Here is a 15,377-nt window from a genome sequence, read left to right as displayed (position 1 = left end):
ATAGGACACAAGCAAGGGGCACGAAACGTGGCAGCACCGCAGAATTACTTGGCCGTCATCAAGGTCGTCGGCATCGGCGGCGGTGGCGTGAATGCAGTTAACCGAATGATCGAAGTCGGCCTTCGCGGCGTCGAGTTCATCGCCATCAACACCGATGCCCAGGCTCTGCTCATGAGTGACGCGGACGTCAAGCTCGACGTCGGACGCGAACTCACCCGCGGTCTGGGAGCCGGCGCCAACCCCGACGTCGGACGCCAGGCAGCCGAAGACCACGCCGACGAGATCGAAGAAGTTATCCGCGGAGCCGACATGGTCTTCGTCACCGCAGGCGAAGGCGGCGGCACCGGAACCGGCGGCGCCCCCGTCGTGGCCCGGATCGCACGCTCGCTCGGCGCCCTGACCATCGGTGTCGTCACCCGGCCCTTCACCTTTGAAGGCCGCCGACGCGCCGGTTCGGCCGAGGCCGGAATTGACGCCCTGCGCGACGAGGTCGACACCCTCATCGTCATCCCCAACGACCGTCTCCTCTCCATCAGCGACCGTAACGTCTCCGTCCTGGACGCTTTCCGTTCCGCTGACCAAGTACTCCTGTCGGGTGTCCAGGGCATCACGGACCTCATCACCACCCCTGGCCTCATCAACCTCGACTTCGCCGACGTCAAGTCCGTCATGCAGGGTGCAGGCTCGGCCCTCATGGGTATCGGCTCAGCACGCGGTGAAGACCGTGCTGTCAAGGCTGCTGAGCTCGCCATTGCCTCGCCTCTGCTCGAGGCGTCGATCGATGGCGCCCACGGTGTGCTGCTCTCCATCCAGGGCGGCTCTGACCTTGGCCTGTTCGAAATCAACGAAGCTGCGCGGCTTGTCCAGGAAGTGGCCCACCCCGAGGCCAACATCATCTTCGGTGCCGTCATTGACGACGCCCTCGGCGACGAAGCGCGCGTCACGGTCATCGCCGCCGGGTTTGACGACGTCAAGGCCACATCGCCGTCGATGAACCAGTCGGCCCCGCAATCGGGTCAGCACCAGGCCCCTACGGCTCCGGAGCGTCCTGCCGCACCTTCAGCTGCCCCGGCCTATTCCGCGCCGCAGCACGTTGCCGCCGGCGTCGGTGCGTCCGGCTTGAGCAACTGGGGCCAGCAACGCCACTCCGCCTTGCCGGCTGACTCCGGCTTCGACGTCGACCTCCCGGCCGTCGTCGAACCGGACCTTTCAGGCAGTCGTACCGACGACCTCGACGTTCCGGACTTCCTGAAGTAGGCAGTCCATATCAAGCCGTTCAGGAGAGTTAGTCAGTAGTGTTTTGGTGGCGAAAAGAAGTGCGACCGGGAATTTCGGTCGCCTTCTCCGATATCGACGCGGGCAACCTTGCGCTGCACGTGGCGGACAATCTTCAGGATGTAATGACGCGCCGGGCCCGGCTGGAAGCAGCGGCGGGGCTCGGCGAACGGCATTTTCAGTACATGAATCAAGTGCACGGAAAAACCGTCGAATTCATCACTGCGCATGGCGATTGCCCAACGGCTGACGCCATGGTGTCGACGCGACAGCCGCTTGCGGTCATGGTGGCAGATTGTGTCCCCATAGTGTTGTTGGGCGAGAGGCGGGGCAACATGGAACCTGTCTTGGCCGTAGCCCACGCTGGCCGCCCCGGCGTTGCTGCGGACGTCGTTTCGGCCACAGTCGCTGAAATGCGAAACCGAGGTGCGGCGACCATCAGTGCCTGGCTTGGGCCTTCCATCTGCGGAGATTGTTACGAAGTTCCCGAACAGTTGCGCGAAGAAGTAACGGCCGCTGTGCCTGAAACCTGGTCCACTACCTCGTGGGGTACGCCTGCGTTGGACCTGCCGGCCGGCGTCCGGGCCCAGTTGGAGGCGCTCGGCGTCGTGGTCGAATACTCGGGGTCGTGCACGCGGGAGACCGCACGGCTTTACTCTTACCGGCGCAGTCAGCAAACCGGGCGCTTTGCAGGTTTGGTGTGGACGCATGAGTGAGACCCTCCCGGCAGCCGGAACCGCCGACGTCGATCCGCGGACAGCCGAACTGCGGAAACGGCTCGCAGCCGTCCGCCAGCGGATTTCGGCTGCAACCGTGGCGGCTGGGCGAAGCGAAGAGCCGCAACTGATAGTCGTCAGCAAGTTCCATCCAGCAGCGGACGTCGTCCGCCTTGCGGCCCTCGGCGTGACCGACGTCGGTGAGAATCGCGATCAGGAAGCGGCTACGAAGTCCGCGGAGCTTGCCGGACTCGCTATGCGTTGGCACTTCATCGGTCAATTGCAGAGCAACAAAGCCAAGTCCGTGGCGAAGTACGCGTTTTCCGTCCAGTCGATTGACCGTCCGCAGCTCGCGGAAGCCCTCGCCAAGGCTATTGTCCGGGAGCAGGAAGAGTCCGGCAGGGCGGACCTTGACTGCTACATCCAGGTCAGTCTTGAGGACGACGCCGGTGCCCACCGCGGCGGTGCAGCTCCGGCCGACGTCGAGCGCCTCGCGGAATCCATCGCCATCGCTTCCGGGCTGCGCTTGGCCGGCTTGATGGCCGTTGCTCCCCTGGGCGCGCCTCCCCCGGAAGCATTTGAGAAACTCGCTGCCATTTCCGCGGATCTGCGGGGACTGCATCCGGAAGCTGCGGGGATCTCTGCCGGGATGAGCCAGGACCTCGAAGCTGCTGTGCAATCCGGTGCGACACACCTGCGAATTGGTTCGGATATTCTCGGTTCGCGTCCGCGGGTGGGGTAGCGTCAAAGTATTGGAAGCGACGGGCCGGGATTTCAGCGATGTCAAGTCATGGGCGGCCCGCCTACTGCAGACACGATAGGAGTCCAGCATGGCTGGCGCACTGCGCAAGACAATGGTTTATCTTGGGCTCGCCGATGGCGATGAACACTACGAGTCTGAGCAGCACGTGCAGCACACGGACGAGGACCGGTCTGTCGACCACAATCGTGAAGAGCGCCGCGTCCCTGCACCTGTACGTGAAGTAGTTCGTGAAGTCCCCCCTGTCGCCGAAGAGGAATACCGCGCACCCGTGACACCTATCAAGCGTGCGGCATCTAGCCGCGAAGACGCCTCTGGACTGAGGCAGATCACCACCGTCCATCCCCGTTCCTACAATGACGCCAAGATCATTGGCGAAAGTTTCCGGGACGGCATCCCTGTGATCATGAACGTCACGGACATGGGTGAGGCAGATGCCAAGCGCCTCGTCGATTTTTCAGCCGGCCTGGTCTTTGGACTCCATGGCAGCATTGAGCGGGTCACCAGCAAGGTTTTCCTGTTGTCGCCGTCGTACGTCGAAGTTCTTGGCGACGACAAAAAGGTCAGCGAAGCGCAGGCAACGTTCTTCAACCAGAGCTAGCCCAGTCAACAAAGATGCCAGGCAGAGCGATCTGCCTGGCATCTGTGTTGCAATAGAGGGACTGACCGAGAAAAGTGGCGAACTAGGAGATCTGAGCTAACCCGTGGGCATAGTTTTCGGCCTTTTGTACATTGCATTGCTGCTGTTCCTGGTCACCCTCATCATCAGGCTCGTCTATGATCTGGTGCAGATGTTTGCCCGCCAGTGGCGTCCTCGTGGCGCCGCCCTGGTGGCTGCGCACGTGGTCTATTCTGTGACTGATCCGCCCTTGAGGCGGATTCGTCGGCTGATTCCACCTTTGCAGCTTGGTGGGGTATCCCTTGACCTGGCGTTTTTGATCATGTTTATTGTCGTCAGCATCGCGATGGGTTTCGTCTACACGCTGGCGTAGCTTTGCCGCAGCCCGCGTGCCCGACGATCATTTTTCTTCGGCACGGGGACTGCAATCCTTCGGTCCAACACGATGGTGTTGAATTGGGGGAATCAGATGATATTTAGGTACCGTAGTTTTGAACGGCCGGAAGGCCTACTGACTAACTAGACCAACGAGGTGACCAGATGGCTTTGACGCCAGAAGACGTTGTCAACAAGCGCTTTCAGCCGACCAAGTTCCGCGAAGGCTACGACCAGGACGAGGTCGACGACTTTCTCGACGAAATCGTCGTCGAGCTGAGGCGTTTGAACCAAGAGAACGACGAGCTGCGCAAGAAGCTCGCCGAAGGCGGAAACCCGGTTCCTGCCAGCGCAGCATCGGCACCCGTGGTCGAGAAGGTGCCCGCACCGGTCAAGGCCGACAAGGACGCACAGGCAAAGGCGGAAGCCGAAGCGAAGGCAGCCGAAGCCGACAAGAAGAAGGAACCGGCCGTTGCCGCAGCTCCGGGCCCGGCCGCACTTTCCGCCGGCTCTCCCTCTGCCGAGTCTGCAGCGGGCCTGCTGGCCATGGCGCAGCAGATGCATGACAAGCACGTGGCTGACGGCGAGCAGCAGAAGGAAAAGATCATTGCCGAGGCACAGATCGAAGCCTCCAGCCTTGTCAATGACGCTCAGGACAAGTCCCGCAAGATCCTCGGTGCACTCGAGCAGCAGCGCTCCGTTCTGGAACGCAAGGTGGAGCAGCTCCGCGGCTTCGAGCGCGACTACCGCTCCCGCCTGAAGGCCTACATCGAGGGCCAGCTGCGCGACCTGGATGCCCGCGGCTCCGTTGCGGCCCCCGAGGTCGGCGAAGCCGCCGCAGAGGTCTAGCAAGTATTCTGAAAGCCGGTGGCTGGGGATTCCCGGCCACCGGCTTTCGCCTGTTAAGGCGCCAGAAGCCTACGGTTACCGAATGAAAGTACTATGAGCAACGAACAAACTGACGGCACCACGGAGCCGCTCCGCACCAAAGTCCACACGTGGCGTCCCGCATTGCTCTGGGTTTTCGCAGGCTTCGCCGTCTTCGCGTACGCCTTCGACCAGCTGACCAAACTCTGGGTCACCAGCACCATGGTAGAGGGGGAACGTATCCCCGCCTTGCCTCCGCTGCTGCATTGGTACTACATCCGCAACTCCGGGGCCGCCTTCTCAATCGGTGAAAATGTCACGTGGGTCTTTACGATCGTCATGGCTGCTGTCTCCGTGGCGATCCTCTTCCAACTGCGTCGATTGGGGTCCGCCTGGTGGGCGCTTGCCCTCGGCTTGCTTCTGGGCGGGGCGCTCGGAAACCTCACGGACCGGCTCTTCCGCGAACCCTCTTTCGCCATGGGCCACGTGGTGGATTTCATCCAACTGCCCAACTTCGCTATTTTCAACATCGCCGACTCAGCCGTGGTTTCCGGCGTCGTGATCATCTGCCTGCTGACCCTGCGGGGGATCGGCCTGGATGGCTCCCGCCAACACTCCGCCGGAGCCCGCGCTACGACGCCCGAAGGCGAGGAGCCGGGCGATGTCTGAGCAATTCGTTGTTCCCGAAGATCTGGGCGGGGCCAGGGCGGACGCCGGACTGGCGAAACTCATGGATATTTCCCGTTCCGCGGCTGCCTTGCTGATTGCCGAAGGCAACGTGACCGTCTCTGCAAGCACGGTGGGCAAATCGGCCGCAGTCGGCAAGTCGGCGAAGCTCCTTGCCGGGTCCGTGCTGGAAGTCACCGTTCCCGAACGCCGGGATCCCTTGGAAGTCGTGGAGGAAGTCGTGGAAGGCCTGAAGATCCTGTTGGACGATGAGGATTTTGTTGTCATCGACAAGCCTGTTGGCGTGGCGGCGCATCCATCGCCGGGGTGGGTCGGCCCCACCGTGGTCGGTGGCCTCGCTGGTGTCGGATACCGGATCTCCACCTCCGGCGCCCCTGAACGGGCTGGTATCGTCCACCGTCTCGACGTCGGAACTTCAGGGGTCATGGTGGTGGCGAAGACAGAACATGCTTACACGGTGCTCAAGAGGGCCTTCAAGGAGCGCACAGTGGACAAGGTGTACCACGCCGTCGTCCAAGGCCTGCCGGATCCCCTGGAAGGCACCATCGACGCCCCCATCGGGCGCCACCCCGGGCATGATTGGCGGTTTGCGGTCATCGAGGATGGCCGTCCCTCGGTGACGCACTACGAAGTACTCGAAGCGTTTGGCAAGGCGACCCTCGTGGAAATCCACCTTGAGACCGGCAGGACACACCAGATCCGGGTTCATTTCTCGGCCCTGCGGCATCCCTGTGCAGGCGATCTGACTTATGGGGCGGACCCTCGCCTAGCCGCAAACCTGGGACTTACCCGGCAATGGCTGCATGCGCGCCGACTCGGTTTCAACCACCCCCGCACTGGCGAATGGGTGGAAGTCACCAGCCAGTACCCGGATGACCTGCAGTACGCGCTGAAGCTTCTCGAAAGTGGCAACGCGTAGCGAGGATTCCAGTCTCTCTGCGCGACCCCTGCCGGTAGACTGTCGTGGTGACTTCCAGCAATGACTCGTTCGTCCATCTGCACACCCACACTGAATACTCCATGCTGGATGGTGCGGCCCGTCTTACTGAATTGTTCGATGAGACCGAGCGGCTGGGGATGCCTGCGCTTGCCACCACGGACCATGGATATCTCTTCGGTGCCTTCGATTTCTGGAAGAAGGCCACTGACAAAGGCATCAAGCCGATCATCGGCGTCGAGGCCTATGTCACGCCGGGAACGGCGCGCGGCGACAAAGAGCGCGTCCGCTGGGGCGACGAGAGCCAACGCAAGGACGATGTGTCCGGTGGTGGTTCGTACACCCACATGACGCTGCTGAGCTACAACAACGTCGGCATGCGCAATTTGTTCCGGGCGTCCTCGATTGCATCCCTCGACTCAGTGTTCGGCAAATGGCCCCGGTTGGACCGTGAACTGCTGAACACCTACTCTGAAGGCCTCATTGCGACCACGGGCTGTCCTTCCGGTGAAGTGCAAACCCGCCTTCGCTTGGGGCAGTACCGCGAGGCACTCGCGGCGGCTTCGGAATTTCGCGACATCTTTGGTGCGGAAAACTACTTCTGCGAACTGATGGACCACGGCCTGGACATCGAGCGGCGGGTCACGGGCGACCTGCTGCGCTTGGCCAAGGAACTGAAGCTTCCGCTCGTGGCCACCAACGACCTCCACTACACGCATGAGCATGATGCCAAGGCCCATGAGGCCTTGTTGGCCATCCAGTCCGGCTCCACCCTGCTGGAGCCCACCTATGACAACGGCGGTTCCCGATTCGCTTTCTCCGGTAGCGGTTACTACTTGAAGTCACCGCAAGAGATGCGTGAGTTGTTCCGCGAGCATCCCGAGGCCTGCGACAACACGCTCCTGATCGCGGAGCGTTGCGAAGTGTCATTCAACACGGGTGCGAACTACATGCCGCGGTTCCCTTGTCCGCCGGGCGAGGACGAGACGTCGTGGCTGGTCAAGGAAGTCGCCACAGGTCTTGACTACCGCTATCCCAAGGGCGTTCCGGACAAGGTGCGCAAGCAGGCCGACTATGAGCTTGACGTCATCACGTCCATGGGTTTCCCAGGCTACTTCCTGGTGGTGGCGGACTTCATCAACTGGGCGAAGAACAACGGCATCCGAGTGGGCCCGGGCCGTGGTTCCGGAGCGGGCTCCATGGTGGCGTACGCCATGCGTATCACCGACCTCGATCCCCTCGAACACGGCTTGATTTTCGAGCGCTTCCTTAACCCGGACCGTGTGTCCATGCCCGACTTCGACGTCGACTTCGATGATCGCCGCCGCTCCGAGGTCATCGACTATGTCACCCGGAAGTACGGCGACGAGCGCGTGGCCATGATTGTCACCTACGGCACCATCAAGACCAAGCAGGCGCTCAAGGACTCCTCCCGCGTGCTCGGGTATCCGTTCAGCATGGGTGAGCAGCTCACCAAGGCCCTGCCGCCAGCCGTAATGGCCAAGGACATCCCGCTTGCGGACATCCAGAACCCGGAGGCCAAGCGCTATGGCGAGGCAGGGGACTTCCGACAGCTCATCAACACGGACCCCGAGGCTGCCAAGGTCTTCGAGACCGCATTGGGCATCGAAGGACTGAAGCGCCAGTGGGGCGTGCACGCCGCCGGTGTCATCATGTCTTCGGACCCCATTATCGACGTCATTCCTGTCATGCGCCGTATCCAGGACGGCCAGGTCATCACGCAGTTCGATTACCCGACGTCCGAGGGCCTTGGCTTGATCAAGATGGACTTCCTCGGCCTGAGGAACCTGACGATCATTTCCGACGCCCTGGAAAACATCAAGATGAACCGTGGCGTTGACCTTGATCTGGAGAACCTGGCGTTGGACGACGCCGCGTCGTATGACCTCCTGGCGCGCGGTGACACTTTGGGCGTGTTCCAGCTCGACGGCGGCCCCATGCGCTCCCTCCTCAAGCTCATGAAGCCTGACAACTTCGAAGACATCTCCGCTGTCCTGGCCCTCTACCGGCCCGGTCCCATGGGCGCCAACGCCCACACCGACTACGCCCTGCGCAAGAACAAGATCCAGGAAGTCATCCCGATCCACCCGGAGCTCGAGGAACCGCTCGCCGAAATCCTCGGCGGAACGTACGGGCTGATCGTGTACCAAGAGCAGGTCATGGCCGTAGCGCAGAAGCTCGCAGGCTACACGCTGGGCCAGGCCGATATCCTCCGCCGCGCCATGGGCAAGAAGAAGAAATCGGAACTGGACAAGCAGTTCGCCGGCTTCTCCCAGGGCATGCAGGACAACGGCTACTCCATGGCCGCAGTAAAGACGCTCTGGGACATCCTTTTGCCGTTCTCCGACTACGCCTTCAACAAGGCACACTCGGCCGCCTACGGCGTGATCTCCTACTGGACCGCCTACCTCAAGGCGCACTATGCGCCGGAGTACATGGCCGCACTGCTGACCTCGGTGGGCGACGACAAGGACAAGTCCGCGATCTACCTCAACGAGTGCCGGCGGATGGGCATCACGGTGCTGCCGCCCGACGTCAACGAGTCGGCCCTGAACTTCACCCCTGTCGGCAACGACATCCGCTTCGGCATGGGCGCCATCCGCAACGTCGGCGTGAACGCCGTCGAAGCCATGGTCGCGGCCCGTGAAAAGGAAGGCGCCTACACCTCCTTCAAGGACTACCTCATGAAAGTCCCAGCGGTGGTCTGCAACAAGCGCACCATCGAATCACTGATCAAAGCCGGCGCGTTCGATTCGCTGAACCACCACAGGCGGGCCCTGGCCATGATCCATGAAGAAGCCATCGACTCCGTCATCACGCTCAAGCGGAACGAGGCGATCGGGCAGTTCGACCTCTTCGCCGGCTTCGACGAAGCTGAATCCGAGGCGTCCCTGAGCATCGAGATCCCGGATCTGCCGGAATGGGAGAAAAAAGACAAGCTGTCCTTCGAACGGGACATGCTCGGCCTCTATGTCTCGGACCATCCTTTGCAAGGGCTTGAGGGCGTCCTGAGCCAGCACGCGGAGCAGTCGATCACTTCGATCCTGGGAGAAGACGGCCCGCACGACGGCGCCATCGTCACCATTGCCGGCATGATCACTTCGCTCAGCCGCAGGATTGCCAAGGCAAGCGGCAACGCCTACGCGCGGGCGGAGATCGAAGACCTGGGCGCTTCCATCGAGGTCATGTTCTTCGGGCAGGTCTATGGTCCTATCGCTTCGGTCCTCGCGGAGGACCTGATTGTCGTGGTCAAGGGCCGCCTGCAGCGGCGCGACGACGGTGCGGTCACCCTGAACTGCATGGAGCTCTCGGTCCCGGACCTGAGCGAAAGCACGAACGGGCCCCTAGTCATTACGATGCCCACCTACAAGGCAACCGAGGCGGCAGTCACGGATCTTCGCGATGTCCTCACCACCCACCGGGGGAACTCCGAGGTCAGGCTCCACTTGCAGGGTGATTCAAAGGTCGAAGTGATGGGCCTGCCTGTGCACCTGCGGGTCAATCCCACCCCATCCCTTTTCGGCGATCTCAAGGTCCTTCTCGGTCCAACCTGCTTGGACAACTGATTGCGCGCGACTACCTGAACCGGCCAGCCGGCGACGCTTGGTTACTTAGATTTCGTAGTCGAGCGGAACCGGTTGGCTGTAAGAGCCGGAGTGGTAGAGCAGGGGAGCGTCGTCGTCGCCGACAAGCCCATCGACAACTTCCACCACCACGATCGCGTTGTTTTCGAAGGATAGGCGCATCTGGATCTTGCCGATCAACCAGCCGGCCACGTTCTTCAGGATGGGGACATCGAAGGGTCCAGGTTCCCAGTGATCGCCTTCAAACCGTTCCTGGGTGCGCGCGAAACGGTCGGCGAGTGCTTGGTTCTCAAGGCCCAGCATGTGCAGGCCGATATACGTCGAATTCGCCACCGCGGGCCAGGAACTGGAACTGCGCGACATGTTGAACGTAAAACGCGGAGGCTCGGCCGACAGCGACGCCACCGACGTCGCGGTGAAGCCGAAAGGCTTGCCGTTGAGGTCGGCAGTGATGATGGCAACCCCGGCGGCATGCCGGCGGAACATTTGCTTGAAGGTTCCTTCAAAAGCCGATTCTTCCGAAGCCACTTTGCTCGATCTCCTGCATGACGTATTGGTATTAACGCTGGTGGGTTCAGCGTATTCCGCCACCTGCCGGGGCGCCCGCTTGTTGGGCGTCCAGAAACGTTTGTTAATGTTTGTGTCATGACCAAGCCAACATCCAACCTCCTCGAGTCCGTCCCCGCGGCGGACACGGACCCGCGAGACCGCAGATGGTGGTTGTGGCTCGCCGTGCCAGCCGCCTCGGGCATCGGACTGGGCCTGACATGGTGGCTCCTTGCTCCAGGCGGACTCAACTTGATCTCCGGAAATTCCGCCCTCGCCGATCCCTCGGCTGCTGCGGGTCGATTTCCGCGGGACTTGGTCTTGGCCGGGCTTCTGCTTCTTGCCGGCTGCTTCACAGCGGTCCTGCTGGACAGCAAAGTACTGAGGCCGGGTCAGGGCATGAGGACTTTCCTCGCTGTTCTCGGTGGCTTGGCTGGCGCGCTGGTGGCTTGGCAAGTTGGCCTGCTCGCGGCGCAGTGGTGGGGCCCCGCTTCCAGCGCCGCAACGAGTGGAAGTGAAGGCTTCACCTTGCGGGCAATCGCGGCGCTTTTGCTGTGGCCAGGAGCGACGGCCCTCGTGACATTTCTCCTGACTCTTTTCGGGCTGATGGGAAAGCAGCCGGAGGCATCGCCCGACGCCCCGTAAAATGATCTGGTGACCATTTCTCCGGAGAATTCTGCCGACACCGCCGCCCAGCCCCTGGACTTCCGTCGTATCGACTTGCGCGGACGGTCGCTGACCTTGGCGGAACTGCGCGCCGCTGTGCCCCGCGCGGAGCGTCAGACCATGGCGGACGCAGAGCAAAAGGTCCTGGATATCATCACCGCTGTCCGTTCCCGGGGTTTTGAAGCGCTCGGTGAGTTGGCTCTGGCGTTCGACGGCGTGGAACAGTCCCACCCCCGAGTGCCCGCTGCCGCCCTCGCCGGGGCCCTCGAAAACCTGGATCCGGCAGTCCGTGCCGCCCTCGAGGAATCCATCAGCCGCGCCCGCCGTTTCGCCGACGGCCAGCGGCCGGCGAACGTCGACGTGGAACTGGGGGACGGCGCCGTCGTCAGCCAGAATTGGGTACCCGTGGGCCGGGTGGGACTGTATGTTCCGGGCGGATTGGCCGTGTACCCGTCCTCGGTGATCATGAACGTCGTTCCGGCGCTGGCTGCCGGAGTCACATCCATCGCATTGGCCTCCCCGCCCCAGAAGGACTTTGGCGGCTTGCCCCACCCAACCATCCTGGCCGCTGCCGCATTGCTGGGAATTGACGAGGTCTATGGCATCGGGGGTGCCCAGGCGATCGCTTCGTTTGCCTTCGGGATCCCGGGAGCCGGCCATGAGCAGTCCATCGAACCCGTGGATGTTGTGACGGGTCCCGGCAACATCTTCGTGGCCACCGCCAAGCGTCTGGTCAAAGGCGTCGTGGGGATCGACTCAGAGGCGGGCACCACGGAGATCGCCATCTTGGCTGACGCGTCCGCCCGCCCGGCGCTCGTGGCGGCGGACCTCATCAGCCAGGCTGAGCACGACCCCAAGGCGGCCTCGGTGCTGATCACCGATTCCGAGGAACTTGCCTCGGCCGTGCAGCGGGAACTCGCATTCCAGTCAAGGACTACCAAACATGGCGAACGGGTCCGCACCGCATTGTCCGGACCGCAATCAGGCGTGGTGCTGGTTGACGATCTGGAGCAGGGCGTTGCGGTCTGCGATGCGTACGCAGCCGAACACTTGGAAATCATGACGGCGGATGCGGCCGCGGTCGCGGCAAGAATCCGCAACGCAGGGGCGATTTTCGTGGGGGACTACAGCCCAGTCAGCCTCGGTGACTACTGTGCAGGCTCCAACCATGTGTTGCCCACGAGCGGAACCGCTGCCTTCTCTTCGGGCCTGAACGTGACAACATTCCTGCGCGCCGTCCAGGTCATCAACTACAACAAGGCTGCCTTGGAGGAGGTCAGCAAGCACATTGTGAGTCTTGCTGACGCCGAGGACCTTCCAGGCCACGGCGACGCGGTCAAGATCCGCTTTGCGGGTGCCTAACCACTACATGTATGGGTAACTACCACTACATATAGTAATTACAGTATTGTCATTAGCCCTTATGTAGCCGTAAACTGGTGCCGGAAGTCAAACTTCCGGCACCTTTTGCGTTCCCGGCCGATGCTGCCGTGAGGACGTCCGGGCCGGAACCGAGCGGGGGAGGCCCAGCGTGTATTGTCCGTTCTGCCGTAACCCTGACTCGCGCGTCGTGGACAGTCGAATGGCCGACGACGGTTCCGCCATCCGCCGTCGGCGGCAGTGCCCTGAATGCGGACGCCGTTTTACCACAGTGGAGACCACTAGCTTGTCTGTCATCAAGCGATCCGGAGTGGGAGAACCGTTCAGCCGGATAAAGATCATCAACGGCGTACGTAAGGCCTGCCAAGGCCGGCCCGTGACCGAGGACGACCTCGCCATGCTGGCCCAGGAGGTCGAGGAGAACATCCGGTCATCCGGTGCGGCCGAAATCGACGCCCATGAGGTCGGTTTGGCAATCCTCGGACCGCTTCAGAAACTTGATGAAGTGGCCTACCTGCGTTTTGCAAGTGTCTATCAAGCCTTCGAATCCCTCGAGGACTTCGAATCCGCCATCTCGCTCCTACGCCACGAGGCTGAAACTGCCGCCGCGGCGAAGGTGGCCAAAGGCAAGAGCTCCGAGAAGAGCTCCCTCTAGCTCCGGTGGTGGCAGCGGAGGGGAAGCCGCAGCCACCACCGGCACCAACTATCGTCCGCCGGATACGGGAAGCAAAGCTCCGGTGATGTAGCCGACGTCGGCCTGCACGCTGCAGGCCCCTCCGCTAATTGACGACGACGGCGTACCCTGCGGCAGCAGCCCTGAGGGCTATCGCAGCGCCGGTGCCCCGGCTGGCGCCGGAGACAACCGCGAGGTCGGGCACGCCGTCGTCCATCCGGAATGCTGCCGTGCTACTTGGCAAGCTTGTGGTGGAGGGCGACGTCCAGGGCCGCTCCCACGATTCCAGCGTCGTTCTTCAGTTCCGCCGTGACAATGCGGGTACGCAGGTCCAGGTGCGGGAAGTACTCATCCGAGCGCTTCGAAATACCGCCACCGATGATGAAGAGCTCGGGGGAGAACAGGAATTCGACGTGGGAGAGATAGCGTTGCAGCAGCACGCTGTACTCTTCCCAGCTCAAGCCGTCGCGTTCACGCGCGACGGCTGAGGCCTTCGTTTCAGCGTCGTGGCCGTCCACTTCGAGGTGGCCGAGTTCGGCATTGGGCACCAGGTGCCCGTTGAAGATGAAGGCCGAACCGATACCGGTGCCGAGCGTAATGACGAGGACGGTGCCATCGACGCCTTCGCCCGCGCCGTAGCGGGCTTCCGCGAGTCCGGCTGCGTCGGCGTCGTTGATGACCTCAACGGGGCGATCCAGGCGCTCGGTGAGAAGTGAATCAATGTCGGTATCGAGCCAGGACTTGTCCACGTTGGCGGCCGAGCGGACCACGCCATGCTGGATGATTCCCGGGAAGGTTACTCCAACCGGCGAACCCTCGGCCGGGGCGTCCTCGCGGGCAGACAGCTCGTCGACGATCTGCGCGATCACCTCGGCGACAGCTTGGGGCGTCGCGGGCTGCGGCGTGGGAATGCGCAGGCGGTCTCCGAGTAGCTTGCCCTTTTTGAGATCGACGATGCCGCCCTTGATGCCGGTGCCACCGACGTCGATGCCGATCAGCGGGCCATTCTTGTGGATCTTCTCATCCTTCTTGGTCAATGCGTTTCCGTTCATGGCAGGAGGGGTGGGCAGGTCGCAGCACGAACGGCTGCAGGTGACCTTCCGGAGAGCTTAAGGAAGAGTCAGGATTTCGGCGCCGGTCTCGGTGACCAACAGAGTGTGTTCAAATTGTGCGGTCCGCTTGTGGTCCCGGGTGACTACGGTCCAATCATCGGGCCACATGTCCCATTCGATCGTGCCGAGGGTGAGCATGGGCTCAATCGTGAAGACCATACCCGCCTCGATCACTGTGTTGTAGGCGGGCGCGGCGTCATAGTGAGGGATGATCAGTCCGGTGTGGAAGGCCTCACCAACACCGTGGCCGGTGAAGTCGCGGACCACGCCATAGCCGAAGCGCTTCGCGTAGGACTGGATAGCCCGGCCGATCACATTGATTTCGCGGCCCGGCGCTACGGCCTTGATGGCCCGGTTCAGCGACTCCCGGGTGCGTTCAACCAGCAGGCGGGACTCTTCGTCCACGTCTCCCACCAGGAAGGTGAAGTTGGTGTCACCGTGAACGCCGTTGATGTAGGCCGTGATGTCGATGTTCAGGATGTCGCCGTCTTGCACTACGGTGCTGTCCGGAATGCCGTGGCAGATGACCTCGTTAAGGGACGAGCACAGCGACTTCGGGAAGCCGCGGTAGCCGAGCGTTGACGGGTAGGCGTGGTGGTCCAGAAGGAACTCGTGGCCGATCCGGTCCAGCTGGTCCGTGGTGACGCCGGGTTGGACGTGCTTTCCGACCTCGATAATCGCCTGGGCGGCAATTTTGCTGGCGATGCGGATCTTCTCAATGGTTTCCGCCGATTTGACCTCTGAACCGGTGAACTTCGCCGGTGCCGGGTTGCCGACATACTCCGGACGCGGGATGGACGCCGGCACAGGCAGCTGTGGGCTGACGGTTCCTCGGGTGAGCGTGCCGATGGGTGCGGTCAGGGCGGGAGAAGGCATAGATTGATCATATAAGGGACGCACGAGACGCAAGTAACTAAGTAGCTAAATAACGGCCCGGTCGAAGGGCTACAGCCCCCGCCAATGCTTCGGCGGGATTCGCAGAGGAGAAACCGTGGCGGAGTACTGGTACAACGTTCAGACACACCAGATCGAAGAGGACGCGTTGTCTGACTGGACCCAGTTGATCGGTCCTTACAAGACCCGCGAAGAAGCCGAGCACGCCTTGGAAAAGGTCAAAGCCCGCAATGATGCCTGGGACAAGGACGACGAGGACTGACCC

Annotated in this window: 17 protein-coding genes; 13 read left to right on the top strand and 4 right to left on the bottom strand. The window is 62.2% G+C overall.

Annotated features, from left to right (window positions below; genetic code table 11):
- Positions 1 to 27: 27 nt before the first annotated feature.
- From ftsZ to dnaE, 9 genes are all read left to right on the top strand, one after another.
- On the top strand, positions 28 to 1,257 hold the full coding sequence (ftsZ, locus tag AC3ANQ_RS14765) for a cell division protein FtsZ (RefSeq protein WP_488301736.1): 1,230 nt from the start codon (positions 28 to 30) through the stop codon (positions 1,255 to 1,257).
- 38 nt (positions 1,258 to 1,295) lie between these two features.
- A complete protein-coding gene (locus AC3ANQ_RS14760; protein ID WP_488301735.1) occupies positions 1,296 to 1,991 on the top strand; it encodes a purine nucleoside phosphorylase YfiH/LACC1 family protein in 696 nt (231 codons plus the stop codon).
- Entirely contained in the window at positions 1,984 to 2,733 is a 750-nt protein-coding gene (locus tag AC3ANQ_RS14755) for a YggS family pyridoxal phosphate-dependent enzyme (RefSeq protein WP_488301734.1), read from the top strand. The genes AC3ANQ_RS14760 and AC3ANQ_RS14755 overlap by 8 nt, the downstream gene beginning before the upstream one ends.
- Before the next feature lie 88 nt (positions 2,734 to 2,821).
- A complete protein-coding gene (locus tag AC3ANQ_RS14750; RefSeq protein ID WP_488301733.1) occupies positions 2,822 to 3,352 on the top strand; it encodes a cell division protein SepF in 531 nt (176 codons plus the stop codon).
- A 103-nt stretch (positions 3,353 to 3,455) separates the two neighbouring features.
- A complete protein-coding gene (locus AC3ANQ_RS14745) occupies positions 3,456 to 3,743 on the top strand; it encodes a YggT family protein (RefSeq protein ID WP_488301732.1) in 288 nt (95 codons plus the stop codon).
- 167 nt (positions 3,744 to 3,910) lie between these two features.
- On the top strand, positions 3,911 to 4,594 hold the full coding sequence (locus tag AC3ANQ_RS14740) for a DivIVA domain-containing protein (protein ID WP_488301731.1): 684 nt from the start codon (positions 3,911 to 3,913) through the stop codon (positions 4,592 to 4,594).
- Between the two features lie 93 nt (positions 4,595 to 4,687).
- Positions 4,688 to 5,281, top strand: coding sequence for a signal peptidase II (gene lspA, locus AC3ANQ_RS14735; protein ID WP_488301730.1), 594 nt, complete (start codon positions 4,688 to 4,690; stop codon positions 5,279 to 5,281).
- Positions 5,274 to 6,218: an RluA family pseudouridine synthase gene (locus tag AC3ANQ_RS14730; RefSeq protein ID WP_488301729.1), complete on the top strand. Its 945-nt coding sequence runs from the start codon at positions 5,274 to 5,276 to the stop codon at positions 6,216 to 6,218. Before lspA ends, AC3ANQ_RS14730 begins: the two co-directional genes overlap by 8 nt.
- 47 nt (positions 6,219 to 6,265) lie before the next feature.
- Positions 6,266 to 9,823 (top strand): DNA polymerase III subunit alpha, encoded by a 3,558-nt coding sequence (gene dnaE, locus AC3ANQ_RS14725; protein WP_488301728.1) that lies wholly within the window; start codon positions 6,266 to 6,268, stop codon positions 9,821 to 9,823.
- A gap of 45 nt (positions 9,824 to 9,868) precedes the next feature.
- Here dnaE and AC3ANQ_RS14720 read toward each other — a convergent pair whose 3' ends face one another.
- Positions 9,869 to 10,369 carry a flavin reductase family protein gene (locus AC3ANQ_RS14720; RefSeq protein ID WP_488301727.1) on the bottom strand — a complete coding sequence of 167 codons (501 nt, stop codon included), beginning with the start codon at positions 10,367 to 10,369 and terminating at the stop codon, positions 9,869 to 9,871.
- A 117-nt stretch (positions 10,370 to 10,486) separates the two neighbouring features.
- Between AC3ANQ_RS14720 and AC3ANQ_RS14715 the strand changes: the two genes are divergently transcribed.
- The 3 genes from AC3ANQ_RS14715 (at position 10,487) to nrdR (ending at position 13,088) form a co-directional block, all read left to right on the top strand.
- A complete protein-coding gene (locus AC3ANQ_RS14715; protein ID WP_488301726.1) occupies positions 10,487 to 11,032 on the top strand; it encodes a hypothetical protein in 546 nt (181 codons plus the stop codon).
- 9 nt (positions 11,033 to 11,041) lie between these two features.
- Entirely contained in the window at positions 11,042 to 12,415 is a 1,374-nt protein-coding gene (hisD, locus tag AC3ANQ_RS14710; RefSeq protein ID WP_488301725.1) for a histidinol dehydrogenase, read from the top strand.
- A 169-nt stretch (positions 12,416 to 12,584) separates the two neighbouring features.
- Entirely contained in the window at positions 12,585 to 13,088 is a 504-nt protein-coding gene (nrdR, locus tag AC3ANQ_RS14705) for a transcriptional regulator NrdR (RefSeq protein WP_488301724.1), read from the top strand.
- A gap of 124 nt (positions 13,089 to 13,212) precedes the next feature.
- Here the strand turns inward: nrdR and AC3ANQ_RS14700 are convergent, their stop codons facing one another.
- From AC3ANQ_RS14700 to map, 3 genes are all read right to left on the bottom strand, one after another.
- Positions 13,213 to 13,350 carry a hypothetical protein gene (locus tag AC3ANQ_RS14700; RefSeq protein ID WP_488301723.1) on the bottom strand — a complete coding sequence of 46 codons (138 nt, stop codon included), beginning with the start codon at positions 13,348 to 13,350 and terminating at the stop codon, positions 13,213 to 13,215.
- Entirely contained in the window at positions 13,340 to 14,143 is an 804-nt protein-coding gene (gene ppgK / locus AC3ANQ_RS14695) for a polyphosphate--glucose phosphotransferase (protein WP_488305337.1), read from the bottom strand. The genes AC3ANQ_RS14700 and ppgK overlap by 11 nt, the downstream gene beginning before the upstream one ends.
- A 72-nt stretch (positions 14,144 to 14,215) precedes the next feature.
- Complete coding sequence (gene map, locus AC3ANQ_RS14690) at positions 14,216 to 15,094, bottom strand: type I methionyl aminopeptidase (RefSeq protein ID WP_488301722.1); 879 nt, start codon at positions 15,092 to 15,094, stop codon at positions 14,216 to 14,218.
- Positions 15,095 to 15,209: 115 nt separating this feature from the next.
- Here map and AC3ANQ_RS14685 point away from each other — a divergent pair, with 115 nt between their 5' ends.
- The gene (locus tag AC3ANQ_RS14685; protein WP_155854374.1) at positions 15,210 to 15,374 is read left to right on the top strand and encodes an SPOR domain-containing protein; all 165 of its coding nucleotides are present in this window, start codon (positions 15,210 to 15,212) and stop codon (positions 15,372 to 15,374) included.
- Positions 15,375 to 15,377: the final 3 nt, after the last annotated feature.

Source organism: Arthrobacter sp. DMZ02-1R (assembly GCF_057747935.1).
Note: the sequence above shows the minus strand (reverse complement) of the source record. Positions and strands in the feature narration are given on the sequence as shown.

Excerpts from the sequence above, each read along its gene's own strand:
- AC3ANQ_RS14755 (WP_488301734.1), top strand. The coding sequence starts at position 1,984 with ATGAGTGAGACCCTCCCGGCAGCCGGAACCGCCGACGTCGATCCGCGG.
- AC3ANQ_RS14750 (WP_488301733.1), top strand. The coding sequence starts at position 2,822 with ATGGCTGGCGCACTGCGCAAGACAATGGTTTATCTTGGGCTCGCCGAT.
- AC3ANQ_RS14740 (WP_488301731.1), top strand. The coding sequence starts at position 3,911 with ATGGCTTTGACGCCAGAAGACGTTGTCAACAAGCGCTTTCAGCCGACC.
- lspA (WP_488301730.1), top strand. The coding sequence starts at position 4,688 with ATGAGCAACGAACAAACTGACGGCACCACGGAGCCGCTCCGCACCAAA.
- AC3ANQ_RS14730 (WP_488301729.1), top strand. The coding sequence starts at position 5,274 with ATGTCTGAGCAATTCGTTGTTCCCGAAGATCTGGGCGGGGCCAGGGCG.
- AC3ANQ_RS14715 (WP_488301726.1), top strand. The coding sequence starts at position 10,487 with ATGACCAAGCCAACATCCAACCTCCTCGAGTCCGTCCCCGCGGCGGAC.
- map (WP_488301722.1), bottom strand. The coding sequence starts at position 15,094 with ATGCCTTCTCCCGCCCTGACCGCACCCATCGGCACGCTCACCCGAGGA.